The 25714-nt window shown below is 37.2% G+C and carries 22 protein-coding genes; 11 read left to right on the top strand and 11 right to left on the bottom strand.

All coding sequences use genetic code 11. From position 1 onward, the window contains the following. Positions 1-179 precede the first annotated feature (179 nt). The 3 genes from NDQ75_RS01260 to NDQ75_RS01250 all read left to right on the top strand — a co-directional run bounded on the left by NDQ75_RS01260 (position 180) and on the right by NDQ75_RS01250 (position 2629). Complete coding sequence (locus tag NDQ75_RS01260) at positions 180-1523, top strand: FAD-dependent oxidoreductase (protein ID WP_202028955.1); 1344 nt, start codon at positions 180-182, stop codon at positions 1521-1523. A gap of 4 nt (positions 1524-1527) precedes the next feature. Further along, positions 1528-1869: a n-acetylglutamate synthase gene (locus tag NDQ75_RS01255; RefSeq protein ID WP_202028954.1), complete on the top strand. Its 342-nt coding sequence runs from the start codon at positions 1528-1530 to the stop codon at positions 1867-1869. Positions 1870-1978: 109 nt separating this feature from the next. Further along, positions 1979-2629, top strand: a complete 651-nt coding sequence (locus NDQ75_RS01250; RefSeq protein ID WP_202028953.1) for an NAD(P)-dependent oxidoreductase — start codon at positions 1979-1981, stop codon at positions 2627-2629. Between the two features lie 32 nt (positions 2630-2661). Here the strand turns inward: NDQ75_RS01250 and NDQ75_RS01245 are convergent, their stop codons facing one another. The 3 genes from NDQ75_RS01245 to NDQ75_RS01235 form a co-directional block, all read right to left on the bottom strand. Then, complete coding sequence (locus NDQ75_RS01245; protein ID WP_202028952.1) at positions 2662-3087, bottom strand: DUF4174 domain-containing protein; 426 nt, start codon at positions 3085-3087, stop codon at positions 2662-2664. Between the two features lie 114 nt (positions 3088-3201). Next, a complete protein-coding gene (locus NDQ75_RS01240; protein ID WP_202028951.1) occupies positions 3202-3981 on the bottom strand; it encodes a zinc ribbon domain-containing protein in 780 nt (259 codons plus the stop codon). A 5-nt stretch (positions 3982-3986) separates the two neighbouring features. Then, positions 3987-5081, bottom strand: a complete 1095-nt coding sequence (locus NDQ75_RS01235) for a Nif3-like dinuclear metal center hexameric protein (protein ID WP_202028950.1) — start codon at positions 5079-5081, stop codon at positions 3987-3989. 44 nt (positions 5082-5125) lie between these two features. Here NDQ75_RS01235 and lpxK point away from each other — a divergent pair, with 44 nt between their 5' ends. Continuing rightward, positions 5126-6130, top strand: a complete 1005-nt coding sequence (gene lpxK, locus NDQ75_RS01230) for a tetraacyldisaccharide 4'-kinase (RefSeq protein ID WP_202028949.1) — start codon at positions 5126-5128, stop codon at positions 6128-6130. Here lpxK and NDQ75_RS01225 read toward each other — a convergent pair whose 3' ends face one another. From NDQ75_RS01225 to NDQ75_RS01195, 7 genes are all read right to left on the bottom strand, one after another. Next, positions 6131-8323 (bottom strand): tetratricopeptide repeat-containing hybrid sensor histidine kinase/response regulator, encoded by a 2193-nt coding sequence (locus NDQ75_RS01225; protein WP_202028948.1) that lies wholly within the window; start codon positions 8321-8323, stop codon positions 6131-6133. Positions 8324-8359: 36 nt separating this feature from the next. Beyond that, positions 8360-9355, bottom strand: a complete 996-nt coding sequence (gap, locus tag NDQ75_RS01220; protein WP_202028947.1) for a type I glyceraldehyde-3-phosphate dehydrogenase — start codon at positions 9353-9355, stop codon at positions 8360-8362. A gap of 352 nt (positions 9356-9707) precedes the next feature. Next, entirely contained in the window at positions 9708-10586 is an 879-nt protein-coding gene (gene lipA / locus NDQ75_RS01215) for a lipoyl synthase (RefSeq protein ID WP_202028946.1), read from the bottom strand. An 80-nt stretch (positions 10587-10666) separates the two neighbouring features. Then, a complete protein-coding gene (locus NDQ75_RS01210) occupies positions 10667-11884 on the bottom strand; it encodes an Nramp family divalent metal transporter (RefSeq protein WP_251762009.1) in 1218 nt (405 codons plus the stop codon). A 121-nt stretch (positions 11885-12005) separates the two neighbouring features. Then, on the bottom strand, positions 12006-12569 hold the full coding sequence (locus NDQ75_RS01205; protein WP_202028945.1) for an RNA polymerase sigma factor: 564 nt from the start codon (positions 12567-12569) through the stop codon (positions 12006-12008). Between the two features lie 86 nt (positions 12570-12655). After that, positions 12656-12859: a membrane or secreted protein gene (locus NDQ75_RS01200; RefSeq protein ID WP_202028944.1), complete on the bottom strand. Its 204-nt coding sequence runs from the start codon at positions 12857-12859 to the stop codon at positions 12656-12658. A 118-nt stretch (positions 12860-12977) separates the two neighbouring features. Further along, entirely contained in the window at positions 12978-14018 is a 1041-nt protein-coding gene (locus NDQ75_RS01195; RefSeq protein WP_202028943.1) for a helix-turn-helix transcriptional regulator, read from the bottom strand. A gap of 199 nt (positions 14019-14217) precedes the next feature. On the opposite strand from NDQ75_RS01195, the gene NDQ75_RS01190 reads away from it, so the two are divergent. After that, positions 14218-15486, top strand: coding sequence for a GAF domain-containing sensor histidine kinase (locus NDQ75_RS01190; protein ID WP_202028942.1), 1269 nt, complete (start codon positions 14218-14220; stop codon positions 15484-15486). A 326-nt stretch (positions 15487-15812) separates the two neighbouring features. After that, positions 15813-17645 (top strand): glycoside hydrolase family 2 protein, encoded by a 1833-nt coding sequence (locus NDQ75_RS01185; protein WP_202028941.1) that lies wholly within the window; start codon positions 15813-15815, stop codon positions 17643-17645. A gap of 60 nt (positions 17646-17705) precedes the next feature. On the opposite strand, the gene NDQ75_RS01180 is transcribed toward NDQ75_RS01185, so the two are convergent. Beyond that, positions 17706-18251, bottom strand: a complete 546-nt coding sequence (locus NDQ75_RS01180) for a DUF2911 domain-containing protein (protein WP_202028940.1) — start codon at positions 18249-18251, stop codon at positions 17706-17708. A gap of 228 nt (positions 18252-18479) precedes the next feature. On the opposite strand from NDQ75_RS01180, the gene asnB reads away from it, so the two are divergent. The 5 genes from asnB (at position 18480) to mdh (ending at position 25624) form a co-directional block, all read left to right on the top strand. Continuing rightward, positions 18480-20150 (top strand): asparagine synthase B, encoded by a 1671-nt coding sequence (asnB, locus tag NDQ75_RS01175; RefSeq protein WP_202028939.1) that lies wholly within the window; start codon positions 18480-18482, stop codon positions 20148-20150. 387 nt (positions 20151-20537) lie between these two features. Continuing rightward, the gene (gene gyrB / locus NDQ75_RS01170; RefSeq protein WP_202028938.1) at positions 20538-22478 is read left to right on the top strand and encodes a DNA topoisomerase (ATP-hydrolyzing) subunit B; all 1941 of its coding nucleotides are present in this window, start codon (positions 20538-20540) and stop codon (positions 22476-22478) included. 102 nt (positions 22479-22580) lie between these two features. Continuing rightward, positions 22581-23600: a DUF6588 family protein gene (locus NDQ75_RS01165; protein ID WP_202028937.1), complete on the top strand. Its 1020-nt coding sequence runs from the start codon at positions 22581-22583 to the stop codon at positions 23598-23600. Positions 23601-23673: 73 nt separating this feature from the next. Then, positions 23674-24423: a hypothetical protein gene (locus NDQ75_RS01160; protein WP_202028936.1), complete on the top strand. Its 750-nt coding sequence runs from the start codon at positions 23674-23676 to the stop codon at positions 24421-24423. 274 nt (positions 24424-24697) lie between these two features. Continuing rightward, positions 24698-25624, top strand: a complete 927-nt coding sequence (gene mdh, locus NDQ75_RS01155) for a malate dehydrogenase (protein ID WP_202028935.1) — start codon at positions 24698-24700, stop codon at positions 25622-25624. Positions 25625-25714: the final 90 nt, after the last annotated feature.

Here is a 25714-nt window from a genome sequence, read left to right as displayed (position 1 = left end):
TTCGGTCGTAATAGAATTGAATTCCTTAACACCAAAAGTTTGTATTAAAATTTCCTTCTCACTCAAATATAATAATCGCTAAGGGGGCTATATGATTAAGATTCGTTAATAAAACCATATAATTTGTTAACTTTGTAGGGTATCCCGCATAAGCGGGTCTTTTTATATTTCAAGATTTCATGCAAACGCCTAAGAAAATTGCGATTACCGGCAGCGGTCTCGTAGGAAGTTTATTAGCCATTTATTTACGAAGAAAAGGACACCAAGTGGATGTTTATGATAGGCGCCCAGATATTAGGACTACCGAGTTTTCGGGTCGTTCAATAAACTTGGCTATGTCCAACCGCGGCTGGAAGGCGTTGGAGACTATAGGCATGGCAGAACCCGTTAGGCAGATTGCTATCCCGATGGATAAAAGAGCCATTCATACCCCGGATAAACCCATGTATTTTCAGTATTACGGGAATGAAGGGGAGGCAATTTATTCCATTTCAAGAGGGATTTTGAATAAAAAAATGATTGACTTAGCCGAAAACGCTGGGGTGAATTTCATATTTAATTCCAAAGTGTGGGACGTTTCCCTTCCGGAAGCCATTATTTATACGGGTGATGCGGAAGACGAGGATTGGACACCGCATAAATATGATATGGTTTTTGGTGCTGATGGTGCTTTTTCTAGGATACGGCACAAAATGCAACGACGAAGTATGTTTAATTACAGTCAGCATTTTTTAAAAACGGGTTATAAAGAGTTAAGCATTCCTGCCAATAAAGATGGGAGTCATAAACTGAATAAAAATTCCCTACACATCTGGCCCAGAGGGGAGTTTATGTTTATTGCGTTACCCAATTTGGACGGAAGTTTTACCTGTACACTTTTCATGCCTATAGAAGGAGAGGTTTCTTTTGAAAGTCTTGACACCGAAACAAAGGTTGAAAACTTTTTTTCTACCCACTTTGAAGATGTAAAAGAGGACATCCCTAATTTAATTCGGGATTTCTTTAAAAACCCAACCAGTTCTCTGGTGACCATAAAATGTGAACCTTGGACGTACTGGGACAAGGTTGCATTAATAGGGGATGCCGCCCACGCTATTGTTCCTTTTTACGGACAAGGAATGAATGCCGGGTTTGAGGATATTACAGTTTTGAACGATTTAATGGAGAAGCATGGCGACGATTGGAAAACAATTTTTGCTGAATATGAAACGAGCCGTAAACCCAACACTGATGCCATAGCCGAACTTAGTTACCGCAATTTTATGGAAATGAGTTCTAAAACAGCTGATGATTCTTTTTTACTTCGGAAGAAGATAGAAAAACATTTTCATAATAAATACCCTGAAAAGTGGATTCCACTCTACAGCCGTGTCACTTTTTCTAACGACCCATACAAAGAAGCCCTCGAAATGGGGGATTTCCAACGAAAGATAATGGATGAGGTGATGGAAATGGAGAATATTGAAGATAAATGGGATAGTGAAGAGGTAGAAGATAAAATATTGGAAAAATTATCAAAATAATGCAATGCGCATAAATTACGATAACAAAGCTTTTAAACCTGTTGCAAACACGGAAAACGGACAAACTTCGCAGGAAACTATTTTTAAATATAAGCAAGAGGGGCAAATGGTTTCCGCAAACTATGGGGGCGGAGAGATTGCGAAAGGCCATCTTTTGGGTTTGGTCGATAAAGACGGTGTAATAACCATGTGTTATCACCAAATAGACATCCATGGAAATCTAAGAACGGGTAAATGTACTTCTGTACCCGAAATTATTGAAAATAATAAAATAAGGCTTCATGAAACTTGGGAGTGGACGTCTGGAGACTTTTCAAAAGGCACATCGATAATTGAAGAAATTTGAAAGGGAAAAAGTTAAAAATACTTTTAAAAGAGCAATAATCTAATTCTATTTTTCTTACCTTTTTCAATGATTTACACGATGCGCCACGTGTAGCAAATTAGAATTGAATATGGAAATATTAGTGTTGGGAGCTACTGGAAGAACAGGTCGTCATCTCGTAAGATTAATTTTGAACGAGGGCCATCAAGTAACGGCGTTTGTTCGGTCCCCAGAGAAATTACCTCGACCGCAAACTGGGGTTAGGGTAATTCGGGGTGATGGAATAGATATTTCCAATTTGCAAAATCTGTTCGGTAACCAACGCTTCGATGCGGTAATTATAGCCGTGGGAGCGGATTCGTTAAAGTGTTCTACGGTTCGCGGAGATGTTACGAAAAATGTTGTGAAGTGTCTTTCGCAAACCAATGCAAATCCCCGAATTTGGGTGGTGAGCTCTGCAGGGGCTAATGAAAGTTTGGGCCATCTAGGCTTTTTTAGCAGAACATTTGTGAATACCATTTTAAAAGGACATATTTCAGATCATGAAGCTCAGGAAAACTACGTGAGGGAGAGTTCTCTTCCTTATACTATTGTGAGGCCAGTGGGCTTGACTGATGAAATGATGAACCAAAAGAATTACTTGGTGATGGAAAGTGGAAGAGTGCAAACTACGAATATTTCAAGGTTAAGTGTAGCTGACTTTATCGTTCAAAATCTTGATAACCCAAAGTATCTTGGAAAAGCAGTAACGCTTTGTTCGTCTTCAGAAAAAAATAAATAATTCAAAAGTTAAGAATAGAGTTGTAAGGACTTTCAGTTTTTGTCCATTTCCCTTCTTCGCATAGGCATACTGTCAATTAAATCGTAAATTTTTTGAGGTTCGATAAGGAAAGGTTCTTTCAATTTTACTCCTCCATCTTTCCCAATTAAAACGATACCTTCAAAAGTTTTTTTTAATCCAGTTTGTTTCCAAAAGTGTAATGGGTTCTCTTTTGTTTCTTTCCGTCCTAAATAAACAGTTGTTGAATCGACTGTGAAAATTACTAAATCACGTTCAGAATTTTGCGCCTCGTTTTGAAGAAATAGCGTAGTTTGTTTACTGTTTAGTATATCGACTTCTTTGTTGTGCTTAATGATAACAATTCTCTTTTTCCATTTTAAATCATCTAAATCTATATGCTGTGCTTTCATGTTTAAGCCCGTAAGCGTAATAAAAAGTGTGAGGATAAAAAGTTTCATTTTCTGTTTAAGTTACAAAAAGTGGAGGAAAATGAAAAGCCCCGCAAAATTGCGAGGCTTCTATTTTTTAGATTGTTTGCTACCTAAGGTAAATTATACTTAATCGTAAATGGATTAAATCGCAGCAAACATATCTTCCATTTTCTGTCTTTCTTCCTCAGCTAACGCAGGGTCAACTAAAATTCTACCACTGTGCTCATCAGTGATGATTTTTTTACGGGAAGCAATTTCCATTTGTACTTGAGGTGGGATTGTAAAGAAAGAACCTCCAGAAGCTCCACGCTCAATCGGCACAACTGCTAAACCGTTTTTAACGCTTTTTCTAATTCTTTTGTAAGCAGAAAGAAGTCTTGGTTCGATAAGGTCTTCGTAAGAAAGACTCTTGTCCATCAACGTTTTTTCTTCTTTTTCTGTTTCCTTAAGAATATCGTCAAGTTCCCCTTTTTTGTGTTTCAAGTGGCTTTCTCTCTCCGCCAAACGCTCTTTAGTTTGAGAAATCACCTCTTTTTTCTGCTCAATTTGAGCTTTAAATTCTTTGATGTGCTTTTCAGCTAGTTCAATTTCCAATTCCTGAAATTCAATTTCTTTGGAAAGTGAGTTGAATTCCCTATTGTTACGAACATTTTTTTGCTGTTCAGCATATTTCTTTATAGAAGCTTTAGACTCTTCAATTAGGTTTTTCTTGTTAGAAATTTCCTGTGTAATTTCATCAAGGTTCCCGTTGAGTTTGTCCAAACGTGTTTTAAGACCTTCTACCTCATCTTCTAAATCTTCCACCTCTAAAGGTAATTCACCACGCACATTTCTTATTTCATCGATTCTAGAATCAATAAGTTGCAAATCGTATAAGGTTCTTAGTTTTTCTTCTACTGTTGCTTCTGTTTTCTTTGCCATATTTCTTATAAATACTTGACGGGATTTGTATTACAAACTGATAAAACGACTGCAAAATTAGTGAATTTTTTTGTAAGAAACTCAACTAAAAGATTTTTTGTGAACTGTTCAGTTTCATAATGACCAATATCGGCTATAATAATCTTGTTTTCAGCTTTATAAAAATCATGATACTTTACATCTCCTGTTATATAAACGTCGGCGCCAGCGGCGATAGCGTTGGGAATGGCAAACGCGCCACTGCCCCCCAATACGGCTATTTTTTTCACCTTTTTGTCAATGATTTCTGAGTGTCTCACACAACCGGTTTGCATCCGTTCTTTTACGAATGTAAGAAATTCTGTGGGATTTACCGCCGTTTCTAGTTCTCCAACCATCCCAATACCAATATGTTGGTTGGTATTTTCCAAAGTGGTAATTTCATAAGCAACCTCTTCATATGGATGATTTTTGAATAACGCTTTCAGGATTTTACTTTCTAAATGTTTGGCAAAGGTTACTCCAATTTGTGTTTCCTCTTCAAAATGTGTTACTCCTTTTTTCCCAACAACCGGATTGGAAGCTTCGTTGCCTTTAAAACTGCCTTTTCCAGTAACATTAAAACTGCAATGGTCGTAATTGCCAATAGAGCCTGCACCTGCATTAAACAAAGCTTCCCGCAAGGTGTCTGCATTTTTGGTAGGCACAAAAGTGACTAACTTTTTAATGGTGCTTTTCTGAGGGATAAGTATTTTTTTATTCTGAAGTCCCAGTACATCGCAGATTCTATCATTTACTCCAACAATGCTATTATCCAGAGCTGTATGAGTAGCATAAATCGCAATATTGTTCTTTATAGCTTTTAAAACCACACGTTCCACATAGTTCTTACCCGTGATTTTCTTGAGTCCGCTAAAAATGATAGGATGAAAACTTACAATAAGGTTGCAGTTTTTTTCAATCGCCTCGTCTACCACCGCTTCTAAAGTGTCAAGACAAACCAAGACTCCGGTTACATTTTCCGATTTATCGCCAACTAAAAGGCCTACATTGTCAAAATCTTCTGCATAGGGCAGGGGAGCAATTTCCTCTATGGCATTTATTACATCTTGAATAAGCATACAATCATTTTTTTTCAAAGATAAAATATTCTAATTTCGCCTTCATGGGAAGTTGGAGAAAATTGCTTTTACCGTTTTCATGGATTTACGGAGCAATCATATTGGTACGTAATTATTTATTTGATGTACAGGTTCTTAAATCGGTACGTTATAATTTTCCTGTAATCTGTATTGGGAATTTAAGTGTGGGCGGTACAGGAAAAACGCCTATGACGGAATATGTTGCTAAACTTTTAAACGTTTCTTACAAAACAGCTATTTTAAGTAGAGGTTATAAACGTTCTTCCAAGGGTTTTGTATTGGCTTCTGAAGATACCACCGTTGAAATTATAGGGGATGAACCTTTTCAGTATTTTCAAAAATTGAAAGGTGTAACAGTAGCGGTTGATGAAAATCGGCAACATGGAATTTCTGAACTTCAACAAACGTTAAATCCAGATGTGGTTATTTTAGATGATGCCTTTCAGCATCGAAAAGTAACCGCAGGACTCAATATTCTTCTCACTATGTACGGCGATTTGTATGTGGACGACCTGTTGTTGCCCGCTGGAAATTTGCGAGATCTTAAATCTCAAGCCAGAAGAGCAGCGATAATTGTGGTGACCAAATGCCCTATTGACTTGGAAGAAATCGAAAAGCAGGAAATCAAGAGGAAATTGAGGTTACGAGCTGGACAACAAGTTTTCTTTTCAACAATCGCCTATCAAAAGGAATTTTTGGGTTCCCAAAGCCAACTTTCCTTAGCAGCCATAAAAGACAAAAATTTTACTGTGGTAACAGGTATTGCCAATCCCGCGCCATTTCTGTCTTATTTAAAAGGACAAGGGTTGCAGTTTGAACATTTAAAATACAGGGATCATCACAAATTTTCTGCCCGTGAAATCGATACTTTAAAGAAGAAAGAGTTGATTGTAACTACCGAAAAAGACTATGTTCGCTTAGCTCCCGAATTGAATAATGTAGTTTATCTTCCTATTAAGACCACTTTTTTGGATGGTAAGGAAGCCTTTGATGCTGCCATTCTGAATTTTGTTCAAAACCACGGCTGATTAAACCCTGCTGCTAGCTTTTGCCAGTGCGTTCCCAATTATTTTATAGAATAAATCTGGTTTGAATGGCTTTGTGATAATATCGTTGCAGCCAGAGCTAAAGAAATCGTCAGTGCTTTCATCTAGCGTCAAAGCAGTCAATGCAATTATCGGGATGGTTGCATTAAAGGTTCTTATTTCTTCCGTAGCCTTTAATCCACTTATTCCAGGCATATGAATATCCATTAAAATAAGGTCGTAATTGTTTTTCTTAGCTAACTCAATCGCTTCATAACCATTGTCGGCAACATCAGCATTAACACCTTTTTTGGCTAACATTTTCTTGGTAATCACTTGGTTGATTTTATTATCTTCAACTACTAGAAAATAAAGGTCTTTTAATACAGCCTCTTCTATTTCCTCTGCCTCTTCCAGTTCTATTTCTGCTGGATCTGGAGCTTTAAATTCGAGGTCGAAAAAGAAGGAACTTCCCATTCCTATTTCACTTTTCACCTGAATATCACTATTGAATAAACTTAAAAGGCTTTTTACGATGGTAAGTCCGAGACCTGTTCCTCCATATTTTCTGTTGATTTGGATGGATCCTTGCGAGAAACTTTCAAAAATATTCTTCTGCATTTCTTCAGAAATTCCTATTCCTTCGTCGTTTACTTCAAAATGAATCTTATAGGTGTCTTCTGTAGCGCTTAATAACTTGGTGTGGACAATAACTTTTCCATTTTCTGTGAATTTCAAAGCATTTCCTACTAAGTTGATAAGGATTTGCGACAACTTTAATGGGTCTCCCACCAATTTTTTAGGCGTATTTTTATCAATATCCAAAATGATGGTATTCCTATTTTCCTTCGCCGTTTGTTTTAACGAATACACCACATCTTCCAATGTTTTCTGAAGATCAAAAATTATATTTTCAGCAATAAGTTTATTGGCGTCGATTTTATTTATTTGAAGAATATCGTTTATGAAATCCAATAAGTACTCCCCTGAAAATTTAAGCGATTTTAAATGCTCTTTTTGACTCTCTTTCGGATCTTCTTCAAGTAACAAATGCGTTAATCCAGTAACCGCATAAAGGGGTGTTCGCAGTTCGTGACTAACCGTGGAAAGGAACTGACCTTTGGCACGCATCGCTTTTTCTGCTTTATCTTTTGCTAACTGTAGTTCGCTGTTCTTCTTTAATAAAAGATCGTTTGTTTTAAACTTTATTTGGTTGTTTCTGTATAAAGAAATAGTTAGCAACGAAATAATGATAAGAAGCGCCGAGCTTAAAACAGAAGTAAGCTTAGAAACATTTACTTTTTGTTGTTGCTCAATTTCGTCTTGGCTCATTCGGGCGATAACATTGTTAAGGAATTTAGCTTCGTTGGTGTACGCAGCTTCATTTTGCGACCTTAAAATGTCTGGATTGAAGTATTTTTGTTTAATACTATCGGCTTTTCTATAATATAATAGGGCAGCGTGGTAATCTTTACTTCTGTTGGCAATTTCATATCTCAGTAAATTCGTGCCAAGAAGGATTTCTGGAAATTTATGTCGGGCAGCAATTCTAATAATATTGTCCAATAGAATTTGAGCGCTTTCAAGATTGTTGCCATTTACATAAATCTTTGCCAGTGTAAGCTGTGTTGCGGCAGAAAGGTATTCCTGTTCGTAGTCATGATCCGGTGGAATCATCTTTTGAAAGATAGACTTGGCTCTTCCATTTTGTCCTAACTCAAAATAAATTAACCCTTGATAATACAAAAGCGTGTTCAATAAGCTCTTGTCTTTGTAATCTGCTGATTCAAAAGCTTCTTTCACAAATGCTTCAGCTTGATTGGGTTGCCTGCTTTTTGCTTTTAAATACCCCTCTAAAATAGCGGTTAAGGCTTTTCCTTTGTTGTATTTGTAAAGACTTAGTACTTCCCGAGCTTCATGTAAGTAAATTTCTGGGTTTACCGGTTTGTTGTATTTAAGATTTAATCTTGCTGAAAGATTGTAAAAATCTACAATAGATTCATATGCATTTATAGAATTGGCAATTTGAAGTCCTTTTTCAATTTCCGATAGAGCAAGTTCGTAATTACCGTTGTTTTTGTGTTTGTAAACTCGTTGAGTAATAGCCTCAATACTGTCTTTAAAGGCAGTGTTTAGCTGGGCCCCTATGGAAATAGGGAGCAAGGTTAAGAAGATTATGAGGACAACACAGCGCATATTTAAATAAATGCTATGCTGTAAATATAATTATTTCTATTTAATAAGCTGAATTAATTCGACAACCCGGTTACTATATCCATATTCATTGTCGTACCAACCGATTATTTTTACCATTTTACCGATTACGGAGGTCATTTGAGCATCGAAAGTACAGGAATAGGGATTGTTTATAATATCCACGGAAACAATAGGATCTTCAGTATAAGAAAGAATATTCTTTAATTTTCCTTCGGAAGCTTTTTTAAAAGCCTCATTCACGGCTTCAATTGAAGTTTCTTTTTTAACGTTGAAAGTAATATCCGTCAAGGAACCATCCGGAACAGGAACACGAATTCCACAGCCGCCAATAACATCACTAAGCGACGGAAAAATACTTGTTAAGGCTTTTGCAGCACCGGTAGTAGTGGGCACAATCGACTGACTAGCGGCGCGAGCCCTTCTTAGGTCACGATGGGGTTGGTCATGCAGACTTTGATCTGATGTGTAAGAATGAACGGTCGTTATGTATGCTTGTTCAATACCGCACAGTTCGTTTATAACCTTAATCATGGGTGCTGCATTGTTGGTGGTGCAGGAAGCATTGGAAATAATAGTTTCCGAACCATCTAAAATATGCTCGTTCACACCTAAAACAACCATTTTAATGGATTCATCCACTGGGGGAACCGATAGTATTACCTTTTTTGCGCCGCCCAAAATGTGATGTTGCAATTGCTCACGTTTTTTAAATTTTCCAGTGGCTTCAATAACAATATCAACTTCCAACTCTTTCCAATTAATTGCTTCGATAGTAGCGCAATTTAAAAGCTGGAATTTTTTACCTTCAACAATGATGTGTTTATCATCAAAGGTTACTTCCTTAGATAAAACACCGTGAATACTGTCATACTTTAATAAATGACTTAAAGTTCTAGTGTCCGCCAAATCATTTATGGCAACCACTTCAATTTCGGGGTTTTCTAACAAAAGACGGAAAACAGTTCGGCCAATTCTACCGAATCCATTAATGGCAATGCGGGTTTTTTCCAAAACATTCAATATAAAATAACAATCGAGTCTTAAAATATTATTTGTTCATTTTTTTCATCGATAAAAAAACGAACCAAAAAAATCTAGGCTTGCTATAAAAATATGAGAAAATACTACGGAATCCCCAGCCACTGATAAAAATAACTCGCCCTTCCTTACGGTCGGTCTCAAACAGATTTTTATCATTTATCCCCTGCTGCTTCCTTGATTTTCAATATTTTTCTAGATAGGCCAAAGCAAACTTGAACAATGCAAAAACTTTTAAAATAATTATCTGTAATGATGCTTTGTCTAAAACATTTAGGAAGCTATTTATAAAATAGCAACTCTAGCAATACTAAAAATTGAAAAATCACTCAATATGCTTGTGCGCTTTATAAGATGATCTCACCAAAGCGCCACTTTCTACATGTCTAAATCCTAAATCCAGCCCTATTTCTTCATATTTTTTAAACTGATCTGGTGTTATAAACTGTTTTACGGGCAAGTGTTTTTTTGAAGGTTGCAGGTATTGACCAATGGTAACAACATCTACATTGGCATCTCTAAGGTCGTGCAAGGTTTCTATGACTTCTTCTTCTTTTTCACCTAAACCTAGCATGATACCAGATTTTGTACGTTTAATGCCTTGGTCTTTTAGATATTTTAAAACAGCAAGGCTACGGTCATATTTTGCTTGAATGCGCACTTCGCGGGTTAACCTTCTAACTGTTTCCATGTTGTGGGAAACTACTTCAGGAGAAACGGTAACGATTCTATCTAAATGTCTTTCGATTCCTTGAAAATCTGGAATGAGTGTTTCCAGGGTGGTGTTTGGGTTCATTCTGCGAATAGCTTTCACAGTTTCTGCCCAAATGATAGACCCCATATCTTTTAAATCATCACGATCTACAGAGGTGATAACCGCATGTTTTATGCCCATAATTTTAATGGAGCGCGCAACTTTTTCAGGCTCTTCCCAGTCTACCGTCTCCGGTCTTCCGGTTTTAACTCCGCAAAATCCACAAGATCGGGTACAAACATTCCCTAAAATCATAAAAGTGGCGGTACCTTCCCCCCAGCATTCGCCCATGTTTGGACAACTACCAGAAGTACAAATGGTATGCAGGTTGTATTTATCTACTAACCCTCTTAATTCTGTATATTTTTTTCCGGTCGGCAGTTTTACCCGTAGCCATTTTGGCTTTCCTTTTTTAGGAGGGGCAATGCTGCTGGCAGTATCTATACTCATAATTAAATATTAGGGTACAAAGATACAAAGTTATGTCTGAAAATTACGTTAAACGGGATGAAGTATTAAAGGCTTTAAAATCAGAGAATAGTTGCTAAATACCAAAGTGTAAACCCTATTAAAAATAGAATTCCCATCCAGCTCAAAATATGCATGCAGGTGCTAGGTTTCCATTTGTTTGGCATGTGTTTCGAGGTAACCAATTTATAATTTATGATGGCATAAAACGGAGCTGTAATGAAAGATAAAATAGTGGCGATATCGATAAGCAGTTTCATTTCGGATAGTAAGAAAAACAAAATACATATAGTCCCGATGGCTAAACTTATGATCCAATAGGGATAATAGTTTCGATTCTTCTTTTTTAAAATTAAAGATGTGCAGGCAGCCATTGCCCTTGGCGAAGCATCTAAAGTGGTAAGCGTAGTGCTAAACATAGCCGTAAATGCCGCTATCGCGATGACGTAATAGGTGTTGCTGCCAAGCGTTTCTGTGTACATGTTTATAAACTGAAATGCAAATTGGGTAGCACCGTTGTTAAAATCTTCATTGGATTGGTACATAACCAAAGCGCCCAAGCTTAAAAAGAAAACACCTAAAATAATGGTGCTGAGGTAGCCAATATTAAAATCGGTAATGGCTCTTTTTGTTTTGTAGGACTTTTGACCTTTCTTTTTTTCAAGAGCCCAAAGGGAATGCCAAACAGAAATATCTAAAGGTGCTGGCATCCAACCCATGAAGGCAATAATGAAGGCAATCCCGCCAATATCCGTTGGGAATGTTTGCGTAAGATTTATTGATTTTTCTGAAGATGAAAATGCCATTAGAATAGCAACTACGGTACACAGCGTAAGCGTACAGATTATGATTTTCATCAAATTATCCAAAAGCTTGTACTTTCCGATTAGTAAAATTAACAAGCAGCAAATGGTAACAATAACGCTCCATGTAATAGGATTGGCCGTAATGCCAAAAAGATTCGAAGCCAAACCTGCGGTAACAATGGTTACTGCGGTTTGTATTGTGAACATGGTAGTTAGGTTTAGTAAAAAATAAGCGTATAAAACACCTTTTCCCAATTTTTTATAACCGTCCAATAAGCTTTCGCCGGTAGCCATAGCATACCGCGGCGCATATTGAAAAAAGGGATATTTGAAAAGATGCGCGAGTAACAGCGCCCAAAGTAAGCTAAAACCATAATCGGCTCCGGCTCTGGTAGATTGAACTAAATGGGACACGCCAATGGCGGCTCCCGCAAATAGAAGTCCGGGACCTAATTTTTTAAGAAACTTAATCACGTTGGTTTTGGTTGAAGTTAATTTTTCAACTCGTGAAATTAAGGATTTTTTTAGCAAATCTAATTGCAAAAGAAATGATGTTGGGTAAAGTGGGAGTAGGGAGCAGAAAAAGTTTACAGTTTTATTTCTGATGAATAATTTCTGCCAACAATTTTTTTGCCCGTAAAATTTTAACTTTAACGTTGTTTAAGGGTTCGTCAAGCTCTTTGGCGATTTCTGCATAAGATAATTCTTGGAAAAACCGTAGGTTGATCACTTTTTGATAATGTGGCTTCAATTTTTTTATATGCTGAAGTAAACTTGCAAGATTTTGTTCTTTAATCAAATTATCTTCTGCGGAAGGGCTGTCGTCTGCCAGATTGTAAATATTGTTATCCTCTTGTTGAAGCGTTTTGTGGTTAATTTCCGATTTCTTTTTTCGGACTAAATCAATATGAATATTCTTGGAAATCGTGATGAGCCACGTTTTAAATTCATAATCATCGTTGTAGCTGTCAATTTTGTCGAAAGCCCTGGAGAAAGTCCTTATGGTGATATCTTCCGCGTCATTTTCATTACGCGTTCTTAAAAGCTGAAAACTGTAGACATCAATCCAGAAACTGTTCAGTAAAAAACTAAACGATTTTTGATCGCCTTCCTTGGCGTTTTTTATATGTTCTTTAATGGTCTGTTCAGAAATTTGCAATACGGCAACGTTTTCAGTAATAAGTGGGTTAATAAATGGCTAGTTATGATATCAGCCATTCATTATAAATTTATTTTAAAGCGAATTTAGTTTTGTTTTGCTTCTGCTTTGCAGTCTTGTTCTTCCGGTAATTTTCCGCAGAAACTACAAGCTTCTCCTTCTTTGTTTAAAAAAGGCGACTGGCTGGCGCAGGTTCCAGCGAACTTACCGTCTTTTTTACCCCAAATTTTTATGGCGATTCCGGCAAATGCTAATCCTAATAATACAATGCTAATGAGTGCTAATTTCATATGCTCTTATTCGTTGTTCTTTCTTTAGACGCAAAAGTCTGGAAAACATTTCAAAGCGTCCTCTTCTTTGTGGGTGCAAAGGTACAAAACATCTGGGAATCTATCTTTTGTCCAGCCTTTATTTATCCTTTCGTTTTCTAAGCGCTTCTTTGTTGTCTTGCCTAAATTTGGAAGGAGAAATTCCGTAGTGGTCTTTGAAAATTTTAGAGAAATAACTTTTACTGGAAATCCCTATCCTGTCTTGAATTTCCAACATGGAATAATCGGTTTCCGTGAGTAATGTTGTAGCGGTATTCAAGCGAATTCTTTTTATAAAATCGTTTACGGTTTCGCCGTAAAGTTCTTGAAATCCCATTTGTAATTTATTGGGGTTGACTCCTACTTGAGCGGCAATTTCGGTAATGGTGCCTAAATTGCTGAGGCTATGATGTATATGATTGGCAGCTTTTTCTATAAGCTTAATTTCACTTTGGCGTATCAATTTTTTCTGGTCGCCGTTTTCTTTGTCGTCTTTGTATTGTAGGATTTGTTGAGCTAGTACCAAATATGTTTTTCCTTCCAGAAATAAATTCCGTAGAAACCTTTCCTCGGCGTAATTATTAATATTTTTTAAGGTGTTTGCTATAATTAAGCTGTAAAAACCTTCGTAGTAGAAAGAGTCGTTACCGGTTTTATCTTTAAACAGTTTCAAAAGATTTTCATCGAGATCGTCCATGTCGCATCTCAATCTTTCTTCAAATAAAGCCCGGATGACTTCTACGCTGTTAATGCACACTTCCGTATTCGCTTTTACCCTAAAAATATGGCCAAAACTATTTTGACTAGCTACAATAGCATTCTGAAATTGAGAAATGTGGTTTTCTTCTTCGGAATTTTCAAAACGATGGTAAAAATCTCCTTTCAGACAAAAAATAAATTTCACAGGATGTACATCGTCTACCACAAATTGAATTTCAATATCTTCTTTAAAAGTACAGTTGTATTGAATAAGTCCAAGTCCTCTATTGAAATTAATGCCTTTTATTTTACCAGATCCATGTTTTTCTGGTATTTCCAAGATATACTCGTCGCAAATAACTTTATAATCAGCGTCCAACGCGCTTGCAATATCTTGAATAACTTCATCTATGGGTAAAGACTGAACTTGTATGCTAATCATGAATATTAAGTGGTTGTTGAAATAGTAGTCTAAAGTACTAATAATTTTTAAATAAGGTGCCTTTAAAAATTGGTGTCGGGAAGGAATGGTTTGTAAAATAAACGTATAATCTATTGGTTAGATATGCTATAAATAACACAATAGCAAATATTACTAACACAGATGGTTAAATGTTGAGGGTTGGTACGTGCTTACCGAAGTGAATATAGTATCTTTACAATACGCTGAAAAACCTTTTTACCTAACCATCGAGAAAGAATTTATGTATCAAGAATTAGACTTTGATGTACAAATGGATGTGGAATCCATTCAGGACATAAAAATTGTCCCATCCATTTTAAATGTGATTTGCAAAACCACAGGTATGGGGTTTGCCGCTGTATCACGGGTTACCGAAAAAGAGTGGGTAACGTGTACATCGCGGGATAATATTAATTTCAAATTAAAATCTGGCGATCAATTGGAGGTGAACAACACCATTTGCAATGAAATTCGTCAGCACGGACAAAAAGTGGTGATAGAAGATGCAAATCAGGATTTGTACTATTCATCACATCCTAGTCCGCCTTTGTATGGTTACCAAAGCTATATTGCGGTCCCTATTTATCGCAAAAACAAGGATTTTTTCGGAACTCTATTCGCTTTAGATCCAAAACCGGTAAAACTCAAGAGTCCGGAAATTTTAGATATGTTCAAAATGTATGCGGAATTAATTTCGTTACATCTTGAAATGACAGACGATTTAAAAGCAACAACCCTACAATTGAGGGAAGAGCGTAAAATTGCAGAACTACGCGAAACCTTTATTGCGGTTCTAGGCCACGATTTGAGAAATCCCGTTGGAACCGCAAGAATGTCTGCTGATATACTTCTGAAAACCGACCTTCCAGCACCAGTTTTGAGACAGTTGGAGATGATAAAATCTTCTTCTTATCGCATGCAGGAACTCATCGATAATTTATTGGATTTTGCTAAAGGGCATTTGGGAGATGGAATTAAACTGAAGCTCGAACGCAATAAAAAGGAACTGCTGAAAGAGTTGAAGCAAGTAGTGGCAGAAGCCCGTGCACTGGACCCCTCCAGAGAAGTTATTGAAAATATAAGAATTAAAGAAGATGTGCTTTGCGATCCGCACCGTATCGCACAACTTTTATCCAATCTCTTGGGGAATGCCTTAAAACACGGTAGTCGAAAGAAGCCATTGCAGGTAGACGTGTATATTGAGAATAGAAATTTTGTTATTTCCGTTATTAATGGTGGAAAGAAAATACCAGAAGAAAGGATTAATAACCTTTTCAAGCCTTATTATAAAGAGCATACACCTAAAAACGAAAGCGGCTTAGGACTGGGCCTATACATTGTTTCAGAAATTGCCAAAGCCCATAACGGAGTTGTTAATGTTAAATCAAACGACTTGCAAACTACTTTCACTTTTAAAATGCCCTTGGTGCGCAGGCCTATTGATTGATAGGTAGCTTATCTAAAATATTTATTTCCACTTCATAGAATCTTGGGTTGCCAAGTTCTGAAGTGGATTTCGTTTTTAAGCGAATATTTCTTTTAGCAATTTCTTACTTTCTTTTTAAGCTAAAAATGGAGGTTTGTTTTAATTACTACTGAAATTTAAGCATAGGTTTTAAAAGTCTTTTTCACTTTTAAGAATCGCATTTCTCTGTTTTAAAATGTATATTGCTTTATAAATTAGTAGTTAAAACTTTTTGCGGAATCCATTTTAAAAAGAAATTTTACTGCGAGAAGAATCAGAAAAACACCAAACCAACTTAAATACATTTTATGAAACTTCACTATTACTTTAAAAAGAGAGGCCCGTTTCTTTGGGCTGTTTTATTTTTTTCTTTAACCAGTGTGGCTCAAAGCTGGAAGCCTGCCGGAGATAAACTTAAAACAAAATGGGCGGAAAAAATTGATGTGAATAATGTTTTGGGCGAATATCCAAGACCCATAATGGAACGGAAAGAATGGAAAAATTTAAATGGATTGTGGGATTTTTCCATACAAGAAAAAAATGCCGATGCTCCACAACAGTTTAAAGAAAAAATACTGGTGCCCTTTCCTGTGGAATCCAGTCTTTCTGGCGTAATGAAAGATGTAGGGGCAGAAAAGGTAGTTTGGTATAACAAAGCATTCATAATCCCAAAAAGATGGGAGGGGAAGCGTGTGTTATTACATTTTGGGGCTGTAGATTGGAAAGCCGAAGTTTGGTTGAATGATATAAAAATTGGCTCTCACACCGGCGGTTATACACCTTTTTCATTTGATATTACACCTTTTTTAACTTCGGAAGATCAAAATCTTGTGGTGAAAGTATGGGACCCAACCAATGATGGGCCTCAACCAAGAGGAAAGCAGGTAGAAGAGCCTAAAGGAATTTGGTACACCCCAGTAACAGGAATTTGGCAAACGGTTTGGTTAGAGCCGGTTTCAGAAAAATACATTGAGAATTTAAGAATAACCCCAGATATTGATGCGAGTTCGGTGTCAATTCTAGCTGAAACTGACAACACCTCTTACGGAGATGTAGTTGAGGTTTCGGTAATGGATGGAGAAAAAGTTATTTCGGTGTCAAAAACTCGAGCAGATGAAGCGTTGCAGGTTCACTTGAAAGATCAAAAGTTGTGGTCGCCTGAAAATCCATTTTTATACAACGTTAAAGTTAGGCTCCTTTCCGAGGGAGAACAGGTCGATGAGGTTAATAGTTATTTTGCTATGCGTAAGATTTCTAAAAAGAGAGATAAAAATGGAATCGTTAGAATGCAGTTGAATAATCAAGATTACTTTCAATTTGGACCTTTAGACCAAGGTTGGTGGCCAGACGGGCTCTACACTGCGCCAACAGATGAAGCCTTAAAATATGATATTGTCAAAACAAAAGAACTAGGTTTTAATATGATCCGTAAACATGTAAAAGTTGAGCCCGCCAGATGGTATACACATTGCGATCGACTGGGAATGTTGGTTTGGCAAGATATGCCCAACGGAGATGAACAGCCAATTTGGCAAAACCGAAAGTATTTCGATGGAACCGAATTGAAAAGAAGTCCTAAATCCGAAGCAATCTATCGAAAGGAATGGAAAGATATCATGGATTATCTGTATTCTTATCCGAGTATTGTGGTTTGGGTCCCTTTTAACGAAGGTTGGGGACAATTTAAAACGGTTGAAATCACAGAATGGACCAAAAATTATGATTCTTCAAGATTGGTGAATTCCGCCAGTGGGGGGAACCATTTTCAAACAGGCGATATATTGGATTTGCATAACTATCCAGGTCCGCAGTTGTATTTGTACGATGCCCAGCGGGTAACAGTTCTTGGCGAGTATGGCGGTATCGGACTCCCACTAGAGGGACATTTATGGAAACCGGATAATAATTGGGGATATATCAAGTTCAAAAATTCCAAAGAAACTACTGCAGAGTATATTAAATATGCCGAGGAATTAAAGAAATTGGTAAAAGCCGGATTTTCCGCAGCTATCTACACCCAAACGACCGATGTGGAAGGGGAAGTGAATGGATTTATGACTTACGAAAGGAAAGTGGATAAAATGAATGTTGAAAAAGTAAGGAAAGTAAATAAAGAAGTGATTGAAACTTTGAAAGAATAAAAGAAAAAACGAGGGGCTGGTAATTCAGCCCCTCGTTTGTCTTTATAAATATATGTGAAATTACATGCTTTTTGTAATTGGCACTTCTACACGAAGTTTATCCCATCCCATAATCATTTTCGCTCCATCATCCATCGGTTCGAAAGCTATTGAAAATGCCTCTAGAGATTTGTTTCCACTTCCGGCAGGTACTTCAATACGCGCTACATCGTTTCCTTCGTTGTAAGAATAAGCACCCCAAACATCCACATCTTTGTTGATAATTACCGTCCATTTATCTTTTCCAGGAATGGTGAACAAACTGTATGTTCCAGCGGGAATTGGTTTTCCGCCAAGGGAAACGTCTTGGTAAAATTTAATTTCAGTGGCTTCATTAGCTCCCGTTCTCCAAACACTTCCGTAAGGAGCTAAGTCGGTACCTACCGTTCTGCCTTTTAATTGAGGTCTGCTGTAGATGACTTTCATCATCGGTGGTGCATTTTTTTCAGGTTTGAAATATACAATATCAGCAGGGCTTTTGTCTAATCCGCTAAATTTTTGGGCTTCAACTTGTGTTGAGAATGTGAAAGCTGCTATGAAAATCATAGCAATAATAGATTTTTTCATGATGTATTTAATTTGTTTTAGTGTTTATGTTTGTATAAAAATATAACTAGAACTTACAATTTTAAAAAGAAATACTATTAAAATTATGATAAAGGTTTATTTCTGAATCTTATTACTCATTTTTAGTTTATAAATGTAATCTTTATCGATGTATTTGTTTGTAAATAGAAACTAACAATGCATATTTGCCTTATAAATAATTAGAAATAGAATAATACGATATATATTATGTGTGGAATTGTTTGTGCATTTGATCTAAAAGAAAAAGCAGAGGACTTAAGACCTCAGTTGTTGGAAATGTCTAAAAAGGTGCGTCATCGTGGTCCCGACTGGAGCGGTATTTATAGCGATGATAAAGCTATTTTGGCACACGAGCGTTTGGCTATAGTAGATCCAGCTTCTGGAAAACAGCCTTTGTTGAGTGAAGACGGAAAATTGATTTTAGCTGCCAATGGTGAAATTTACAACCACAGGGATTTACGCAAGCAGTTTGAAGGAAAGTATACGTTCAGAACGGAATCCGACTGTGAGGTTATCTTGGCGCTTTATAAAGAGAAAGGTCCTGACTTTATAGATGAAATGAATGGAATCTTTGGATTCGCAATTTATGATGTCGAAAAAGATGAATACTTCGTGGCTCGCGACCACATGGGAATAATCCCGCTTTATATTGGTTGGGATAAAAACGGTACTTTTTATGTGGCTTCAGAATTGAAAGCTCTTGAAGGGGTTTGTACTAAAATACAATTATTTCCTCCTGGACATTATTTGCATAGCTCCGATGGGGAATTTAAAAAATGGTACGTTCGTGATTGGACGGAGTACGATGCGGTTAAAGAAAACGAAACCAGTATTCAGAAAATAAAAGAAGCTTTAGAGGCTGCCGTACACAGACAATTAATGTCCGACGTGCCTTATGGAGTTTTGCTTTCAGGTGGTTTGGATTCCTCGGTAACTTCGGCAATTGCCAAAAAATATGCTGAAAAAAGAATTGAATCCGATGATACTTCGGAAGCTTGGTGGCCGCGTTTACACTCCTTCTCTGTAGGTTTGGAAGGTTCTCCTGATTTAGCAGCTGCCCAAAAAGTCGCTGATCATATTGGGACAGTGCATCACGAGATTAAATTTACAATTCAGGAAGGATTAGATGCCATAAAAGATGTGGTTTATAACCTAGAAACATACGATATTACCACTATTAGAGCCTCCACGCCTATGTATTTAATGGCAAGGGTAATCAAGTCCATGGGTATAAAGATGGTGTTGTCTGGTGAAGGTGCCGATGAGCTATTTGGTGGGTATTTGTATTTCCACAAGGCTCCGAATGCAAAGGAATTCCATGAAGAAACCGTAAGGAAATTAAGCAAACTTCATATGTACGATTGTTTGCGTGCTAACAAATCGTTGGCGGCTTGGGGAATTGAAGGTCGTGTTCCGTTTTTAGATAAAGAATTTATGGATGTAGCGATGAGTATCAACCCTCAGGATAAAATGATAAACGGCGAGCGCATGGAGAAGTGGGTGGTAAGAAAAGCTTTTGAAGATTACCTGCCGGAAAGTGTTGCTTGGAGACAAAAAGAACAGTTTTCTGATGGTGTGGGTTACAGTTGGATCGACACTTTGAAAGAAGTGGTGAATCAAGAAGTGAGCGATGAACAATTGGCGAACGCTAAATTCAGGTTCCCGATTCAAACGCCAACTTCAAAGGAAGAGTTTTATTACCGTTCTATTTTTGAAGAGCACTTTCCATCGGATGCTGCAGCGCTTTGTGTTCCACAGGAGGCTTCCGTAGCGTGTAGCACGCAGATTGCATTGGAGTGGGATGAAGCTTTTAAAAACATGAACGATCCATCCGGTAGGGCAGTAGCAAGAGTGCATGCCGATGCTTATGAGAAATAATATTTCAATTTAATTTATATTTTGAACCAAAAACCCTGCTTCTGCGGGGTTTTTGGTTTTTCAGCATCTCGTTGAAATGTTAAATTTAGGTAAAATTGAATTTAAAGTGGTTTTTAGGCGATTTAAGCGCTTTTTGAAGTAATCAACAATTGTTGATAATTTAAAGCTTATTTGCGTTAAAAGCTTTAAAAACACCCTTAAATTTCGTATATTTGTAGGTGTTCAAAAAATGCACCTAAAAGTGCATTTTTTTATGGACATATGGTACAGAAATATATGTTTAAATAAACTTAGCACTGGCATTACGTTATATTGTTAAGTTATGATTCTTTTTTATTGTCCGGTTAATGGAAAATTAAAAAGGAATCTTTAATTCATTTTAAAAATATGAGCGAAGAAGCTAAAAAGCAGAATTATTCAGCCGATAGTATTCAGGCACTGGAGGGGATGGAGCACGTACGTATGCGTCCGTCCATGTATATTGGTGATGTTGGTGTGAGAGGATTGCACCACTTGGTGTATGAGGTGGTAGACAACTCTATTGATGAAGCGTTAGCTGGGCATTGCGATACTATTCGCGTGGTTATCAATGAAGATAATTCTATTACAGTTGAAGATAACGGTCGTGGTATTCCTGTGGATCTTCATAAGAAAGAAGGGATTTCTGCACTGGAAGTGGTAATGACCAAAATTGGTGCTGGGGGTAAATTCGATAAAGATTCCTATAAAGTTTCTGGTGGACTTCACGGTGTAGGTGTTTCCTGTGTGAATGCACTTTCCGAAAACTTAAAAGCTACGGTGTATCGCGATGGAACCATTTGGGAGCAAGAGTACGAGCGTGGAAAAACGCTTTATCCTGTAAAATCTGTTGGCGAAACTGACCTTAGAGGTACTTTGGTTACGTTTAAGCCAGATCCAACTATTTTCACGCAAACACTGGAATATAATTACGATACGTTGGCAAGTCGTATGCGAGAACTTGCTTTCCTTAATAAAGGTATTACTATTACCCTTACTGATAAACGTCATAAGGATGAAAAGGGAGAAGACATTTTTGAAAAATTCCATTCCGAGGAAGGGCTTAAGGAATTTATCCGCTTTTTGGATGGAAACCGTGAGCCATTAATTGCGGATGTTATTTCAATGGAAGGAGAGAAAAATGAAATTCCTGTTGAGGTAGCAATGGTGTACAATACCTCCTTTACGGAAAATCTTCATTCGTACGTAAATAATATTAACACACATGAAGGAGGAACGCATTTATCTGGTTTCCGAAGAGGACTAACAACTACTTTGAAGAAATATGCAGATGCTTCCGGATTATTGGATAAACTAAAGTTTGATATTTCTGGAGACGATTTCCGCGAAGGATTAACAGCTATCGTTTCTGTAAAAGTTGCCGAGCCTCAATTTGAAGGGCAAACAAAAACCAAGTTGGGTAACAGGGAAGTTACTTCTGCAGTTTCGCAGGCGGTTTCTGAAATGTTGGAAATTTATTTGGAAGAGCATCCAGATGATGCAAAAACCATTGTTCAAAAGGTGATTTTGGCAGCGCAAGCACGTCACGCGGCTAGAAAAGCTCGTGAAATGGTGCAGCGTAAAACGGTAATGAGCGGTGGCGGACTTCCAGGAAAGCTATCCGATTGTTCAGAGCAAGATCCTGAAAAATGTGAAGTTTTCTTAGTCGAGGGAGATTCGGCAGGGGGAACTGCGAAGCAAGGTCGTGATAGGAATTTTCAGGCAATACTTCCGCTTAGAGGTAAAATCCTGAACGTGGAGAAAGCCATGCAGCATAAGGTTTTTGAGAACGAAGAGATTAGGAATATCTTTACCGCCTTGGGTGTAACCATCGGTACGGAAGAAGACAGCAAAGCCTTGAATGTAGAGAAGCTTCGTTACCATAAAATTGTAATTATGTGTGATGCGGATGTCGATGGTTCTCACATTTCTACTTTGATTCTTACTTTCTTCTTTAGATATATGAGGGAATTAGTGGAAAATGGCAATATTTATATTGCCACTCCACCTTTATATTTGGTTAAAAAAGGAAATAAAAAAGCGTATGCTTGGAACGATAAGGAGCGCGATAGATTGAATGAAGAATACGGCGGAAGCGCAGGTATCCAGCGATACAAAGGTCTTGGAGAGATGAATGCGGAGCAGTTGTGGGACACCACTATGAATCCTGAGTTTAGAACCTTGCGACAGGTAACTATTGATAGCGCCAGCGAAGCAGACAGAATTTTCTCTATGCTGATGGGAGATGAAGTTCCGCCGAGAAGGGAGTTTATCGAGAAAAACGCAGTGTATGCAAATATCGATGCTTAACTGAAAGAACAAAACATTATTTATACCGAAAAAACTCATGATATCCTCATGAGTTTTTTTATTTTGCGCACTGTTTCAAATCTTAAAAAATAAAAATTGAACATGAAAAAATCACTTATTGCTGTTGCTTCACTTTTGTGTGTAACTACTCAAGCACAAGATAGCTTTGATGCCCTTTTAGCTGCAGGTGTGGAGGACGCGCAGCGTTTTACAAATGATTATTTAGCTCCCGGAACGGATGCTTTAATGTATGGAATTAACAACGGTTGGTATAATACCGCTAAGGTGAAACCGCTGTTGGGTTTCGAGATTTCCGTTATGGCCAACGCGGGAGTTATCGATGATAGTCAAAAACAGTTTTTCATGGATACAAATGATTACGAAAACGTATCCTTTGTCCAAGGTCCGTCAGCGCAAAATGTGGGAACGGTTTTGGGTGAGAACGATCCTGCTGTCTTGGTTGAGGTTACTTACGACGATCCTATATTTGGAAATGCATCCGTAGAATTGGAGTTGCCAAACGGTTTGGCAGCTGAAGGCTTGAGCTTTTTACCGACAGCCTTTTTGCAAGGAAGCATTGGTTTGTCTTTTGGTACTGAATTCAAAGCGAGGTTTGTGCCTAAGGTTAACTCCGATGATACAGAGATCGGGATGTACGGCTTTGGTTTGCAACATGAATTTACCCACTGGTTGCCAGCCGATAAATTATTGCCAGTTGCAATCTCAGGATTAGTTTCTTATACACATCTTGATGGAAAACACGATTTTACGGAAACTTCGGGGATAGAAGGCGAAAACCAACGTTTAGAAAATGATACCAATACATGGTTGTTTCAAGCAATCGCTTCCACTCGTTTGCCAATAATTAACTTTTATGGTGGCATCGGATATTTAACTGGGAAATCCGAATCAGATATTTTAGGGACCTATATTGTAACCAATGATGCGCTCGGACTTTCTTCGGAGGCTATTGTAGATCCGTATTCCGTTTCCAGCAAAGTTTCAGGGGTAAGAGGGACGCTAGGTACGCGACTGAAGCTCGGTTTTTTCCGCCTTAATGCGGATTATACTTTTGCAGAATACGACAGCTTTTCCGTAGGGCTAAATTTCGGATTTAGATAAATTAAATAAATTTCCTACACATTTATAGAAAATTTTTAATACATTAGTTTCATAAAATATTTAAAATTATAGTATGAAACTAAATCTAAAAATTAAAAACTTTTTAATGGTACTGTTGTTGTCTAGTGCTGGTGTATCTGCACAAGATAATGTGGAAGCTGATGTCAATATGTTTGATCCGGTTTATAACAGTTATTCAGGAAATAAATTATCTATAGTTAAGTTGGGTGATGGTACGGTCATAGAAGGCTATAAAAAGGATGTGGATAGAAAGAAAGGTCAAATTTACTACATTAAAATAAAAGACAGTGTTAGCGGGAAGAAGCATCGGATTGACTCTGAAGATATTGACGAAATGTATTTGTATCCTGGCGGACTTGAGAAATTAGGTAAAATTTCACGTTTTTTAGAGGATACAAGACAGTGGGAGAGTCGAAAGCTAGATGGGGATATCATTTCGCAAGGATATATTTATTTTAAGAAGCACACGGTGTCACTTAAAAATAAGAAAAAGCACAAAGATTATTTAATGCAGCTTGTGAATCCAACTTTTAGTGATAAAATTGAAGTTTATGGAGACCCAAATGCTAAGCGAACCACTTCAATAGGTATTGGTGGGTTTAATGTAGCTGGAGGTTTGGACAAGTCCTATTATGTAAAAAAGGGAGACGATATTTTTTGGTTAAATAAAAAAGATTTCAAAGAAGCTTATGATTCCTTATTCGCCGATAGTGAAGCCTTCAAACTGAAGTACCCTAAAAACAAAATAGAATGGAAAAATTTAGGGACTTACATTTTTGAATATACGAAGATGGTAAATTAAGCTGAACGACTTTTTATAACATTTTTTAATAATTTTCAAAGCTACTGATTGTGTTAAAATTAGTAGCTTTGTGTTTTAATACCATTTATTAATTGATATTACTGTAAAAGAAAATGGATGATTTTTTCTTTTAGCGAAGAAGAAAATAACAGCATAGCCTAAGCTACGGTTTTATTTTGTGATAAAGATAAAAGTAAAAAGACACATTTTATTCTAGTAATATTGATGAGTAAATGGAATAATATACATTCATTTAAACTAATAATATAAAAATATGAAAGTTACAGTTGTAGGAGCAGGAGCAGTAGGTGCTAGCTGTGCGGAGTACATCGCAATTAAAGATTTTGCTTCAGAAGTAGTTATACTAGATATCAAAGAAGGTTTTGCTGAAGGAAAAGCAATGGACTTAATGCAAACGGCTTCTTTAAATAATTTCGATACTAAAATTACAGGAACAACCGGCGATTATTCTAAAACAGCTGGTTCTGATATTGCAGTTATTACTAGTGGGATCCCTCGTAAGCCGGGAATGACACGTGAAGAATTGATTGGTATCAACGCAGGAATTGTAAAGGATGTTTCTAGCAACTTAATTAAGCACTCTCCGGATGTAACCATTATCGTTGTGAGTAACCCAATGGATACGATGACGTACTTGGTTCATAAAACAACTGGACTTCCTAAAAACAAAATTATCGGTATGGGCGGTGCATTAGATAGTGCTCGTTTTAAATACCGTTTGGCAGAGGCGCTTGGAGCTCCTATTTCTGATGTAGACGGAATGGTAATTGGTGGGCATAGCGATACGGGAATGCTTCCATTAACGCGCTTGGCTACTAGAAATAGTGTTCCTGTAAGCAAGTTTTTAGCCGAAGACCGTTTGGAGCAAGTTAAAGAAGATACCAAAGTAGGTGGTGCAACTCTTACTAAGTTGTTAGGAACCAGTGCTTGGTATGCGCCTGGAGCTGCGGTTTCTGGTTTGGTACAAGCAATTGCGTGTGATCAAAAGAAAATGTTCCCTTGTTCTGTCTTGCTAGATGGCGAGTATGGGCTTTCAGATATTTGTATCGGAGCACCTGTAATTCTTGGAAAGAATGGTATCAAAGAGATTGTTGAAATAGAATTGACAGATGCTGAAAAAGAAAAGCTTCAGGAAAGTGCTGAAGGTGTTAGAAAAACTAACGGACTTTTAGAGCTGTAATTTTCGCATTTCTATAATAGAATTTATTAGAATCCTACAAAATTAAATTTTGTAGGATTTTTTGTATTTAAAACTTCAAAAAAAATAATT

The sequence above is a fragment of the Galbibacter mesophilus genome, assembly GCF_023721415.1.
Taxonomy (GTDB): domain Bacteria; phylum Bacteroidota; class Bacteroidia; order Flavobacteriales; family Flavobacteriaceae; genus Galbibacter; species Galbibacter mesophilus.
This window is presented reverse-complemented; position numbering and strand designations above follow the sequence as displayed.

Coding starts and splice junctions, on each gene's coding strand:
- NDQ75_RS01260 (WP_202028955.1), top strand. CDS start 180: ATGCAAACGCCTAAGAAAATTGCGATTACCGGCAGCGGTCTCGTAGGA.
- NDQ75_RS01255 (WP_202028954.1), top strand. CDS start 1,528: ATGCGCATAAATTACGATAACAAAGCTTTTAAACCTGTTGCAAACACG.
- NDQ75_RS01250 (WP_202028953.1), top strand. CDS start 1,979: ATGGAAATATTAGTGTTGGGAGCTACTGGAAGAACAGGTCGTCATCTC.
- NDQ75_RS01245 (WP_202028952.1), bottom strand. CDS start 3,087: ATGAAACTTTTTATCCTCACACTTTTTATTACGCTTACGGGCTTAAAC.
- NDQ75_RS01240 (WP_202028951.1), bottom strand. CDS start 3,981: ATGGCAAAGAAAACAGAAGCAACAGTAGAAGAAAAACTAAGAACCTTA.
- NDQ75_RS01235 (WP_202028950.1), bottom strand. CDS start 5,081: ATGCTTATTCAAGATGTAATAAATGCCATAGAGGAAATTGCTCCCCTG.
- lpxK (WP_202028949.1), top strand. CDS start 5,126: ATGGGAAGTTGGAGAAAATTGCTTTTACCGTTTTCATGGATTTACGGA.
- NDQ75_RS01225 (WP_202028948.1), bottom strand. CDS start 8,323: ATGCGCTGTGTTGTCCTCATAATCTTCTTAACCTTGCTCCCTATTTCC.
- lipA (WP_202028946.1), bottom strand. CDS start 10,586: ATGAGTATAGATACTGCCAGCAGCATTGCCCCTCCTAAAAAAGGAAAG.
- NDQ75_RS01200 (WP_202028944.1), bottom strand. CDS start 12,859: ATGAAATTAGCACTCATTAGCATTGTATTATTAGGATTAGCATTTGCC.
- NDQ75_RS01195 (WP_202028943.1), bottom strand. CDS start 14,018: ATGATTAGCATACAAGTTCAGTCTTTACCCATAGATGAAGTTATTCAA.
- NDQ75_RS01185 (WP_202028941.1), top strand. CDS start 15,813: ATGAAACTTCACTATTACTTTAAAAAGAGAGGCCCGTTTCTTTGGGCT.
- NDQ75_RS01180 (WP_202028940.1), bottom strand. CDS start 18,251: ATGAAAAAATCTATTATTGCTATGATTTTCATAGCAGCTTTCACATTC.
- asnB (WP_202028939.1), top strand. CDS start 18,480: ATGTGTGGAATTGTTTGTGCATTTGATCTAAAAGAAAAAGCAGAGGAC.
- gyrB (WP_202028938.1), top strand. CDS start 20,538: ATGAGCGAAGAAGCTAAAAAGCAGAATTATTCAGCCGATAGTATTCAG.
- NDQ75_RS01165 (WP_202028937.1), top strand. CDS start 22,581: ATGAAAAAATCACTTATTGCTGTTGCTTCACTTTTGTGTGTAACTACT.
- NDQ75_RS01160 (WP_202028936.1), top strand. CDS start 23,674: ATGAAACTAAATCTAAAAATTAAAAACTTTTTAATGGTACTGTTGTTG.
- mdh (WP_202028935.1), top strand. CDS start 24,698: ATGAAAGTTACAGTTGTAGGAGCAGGAGCAGTAGGTGCTAGCTGTGCG.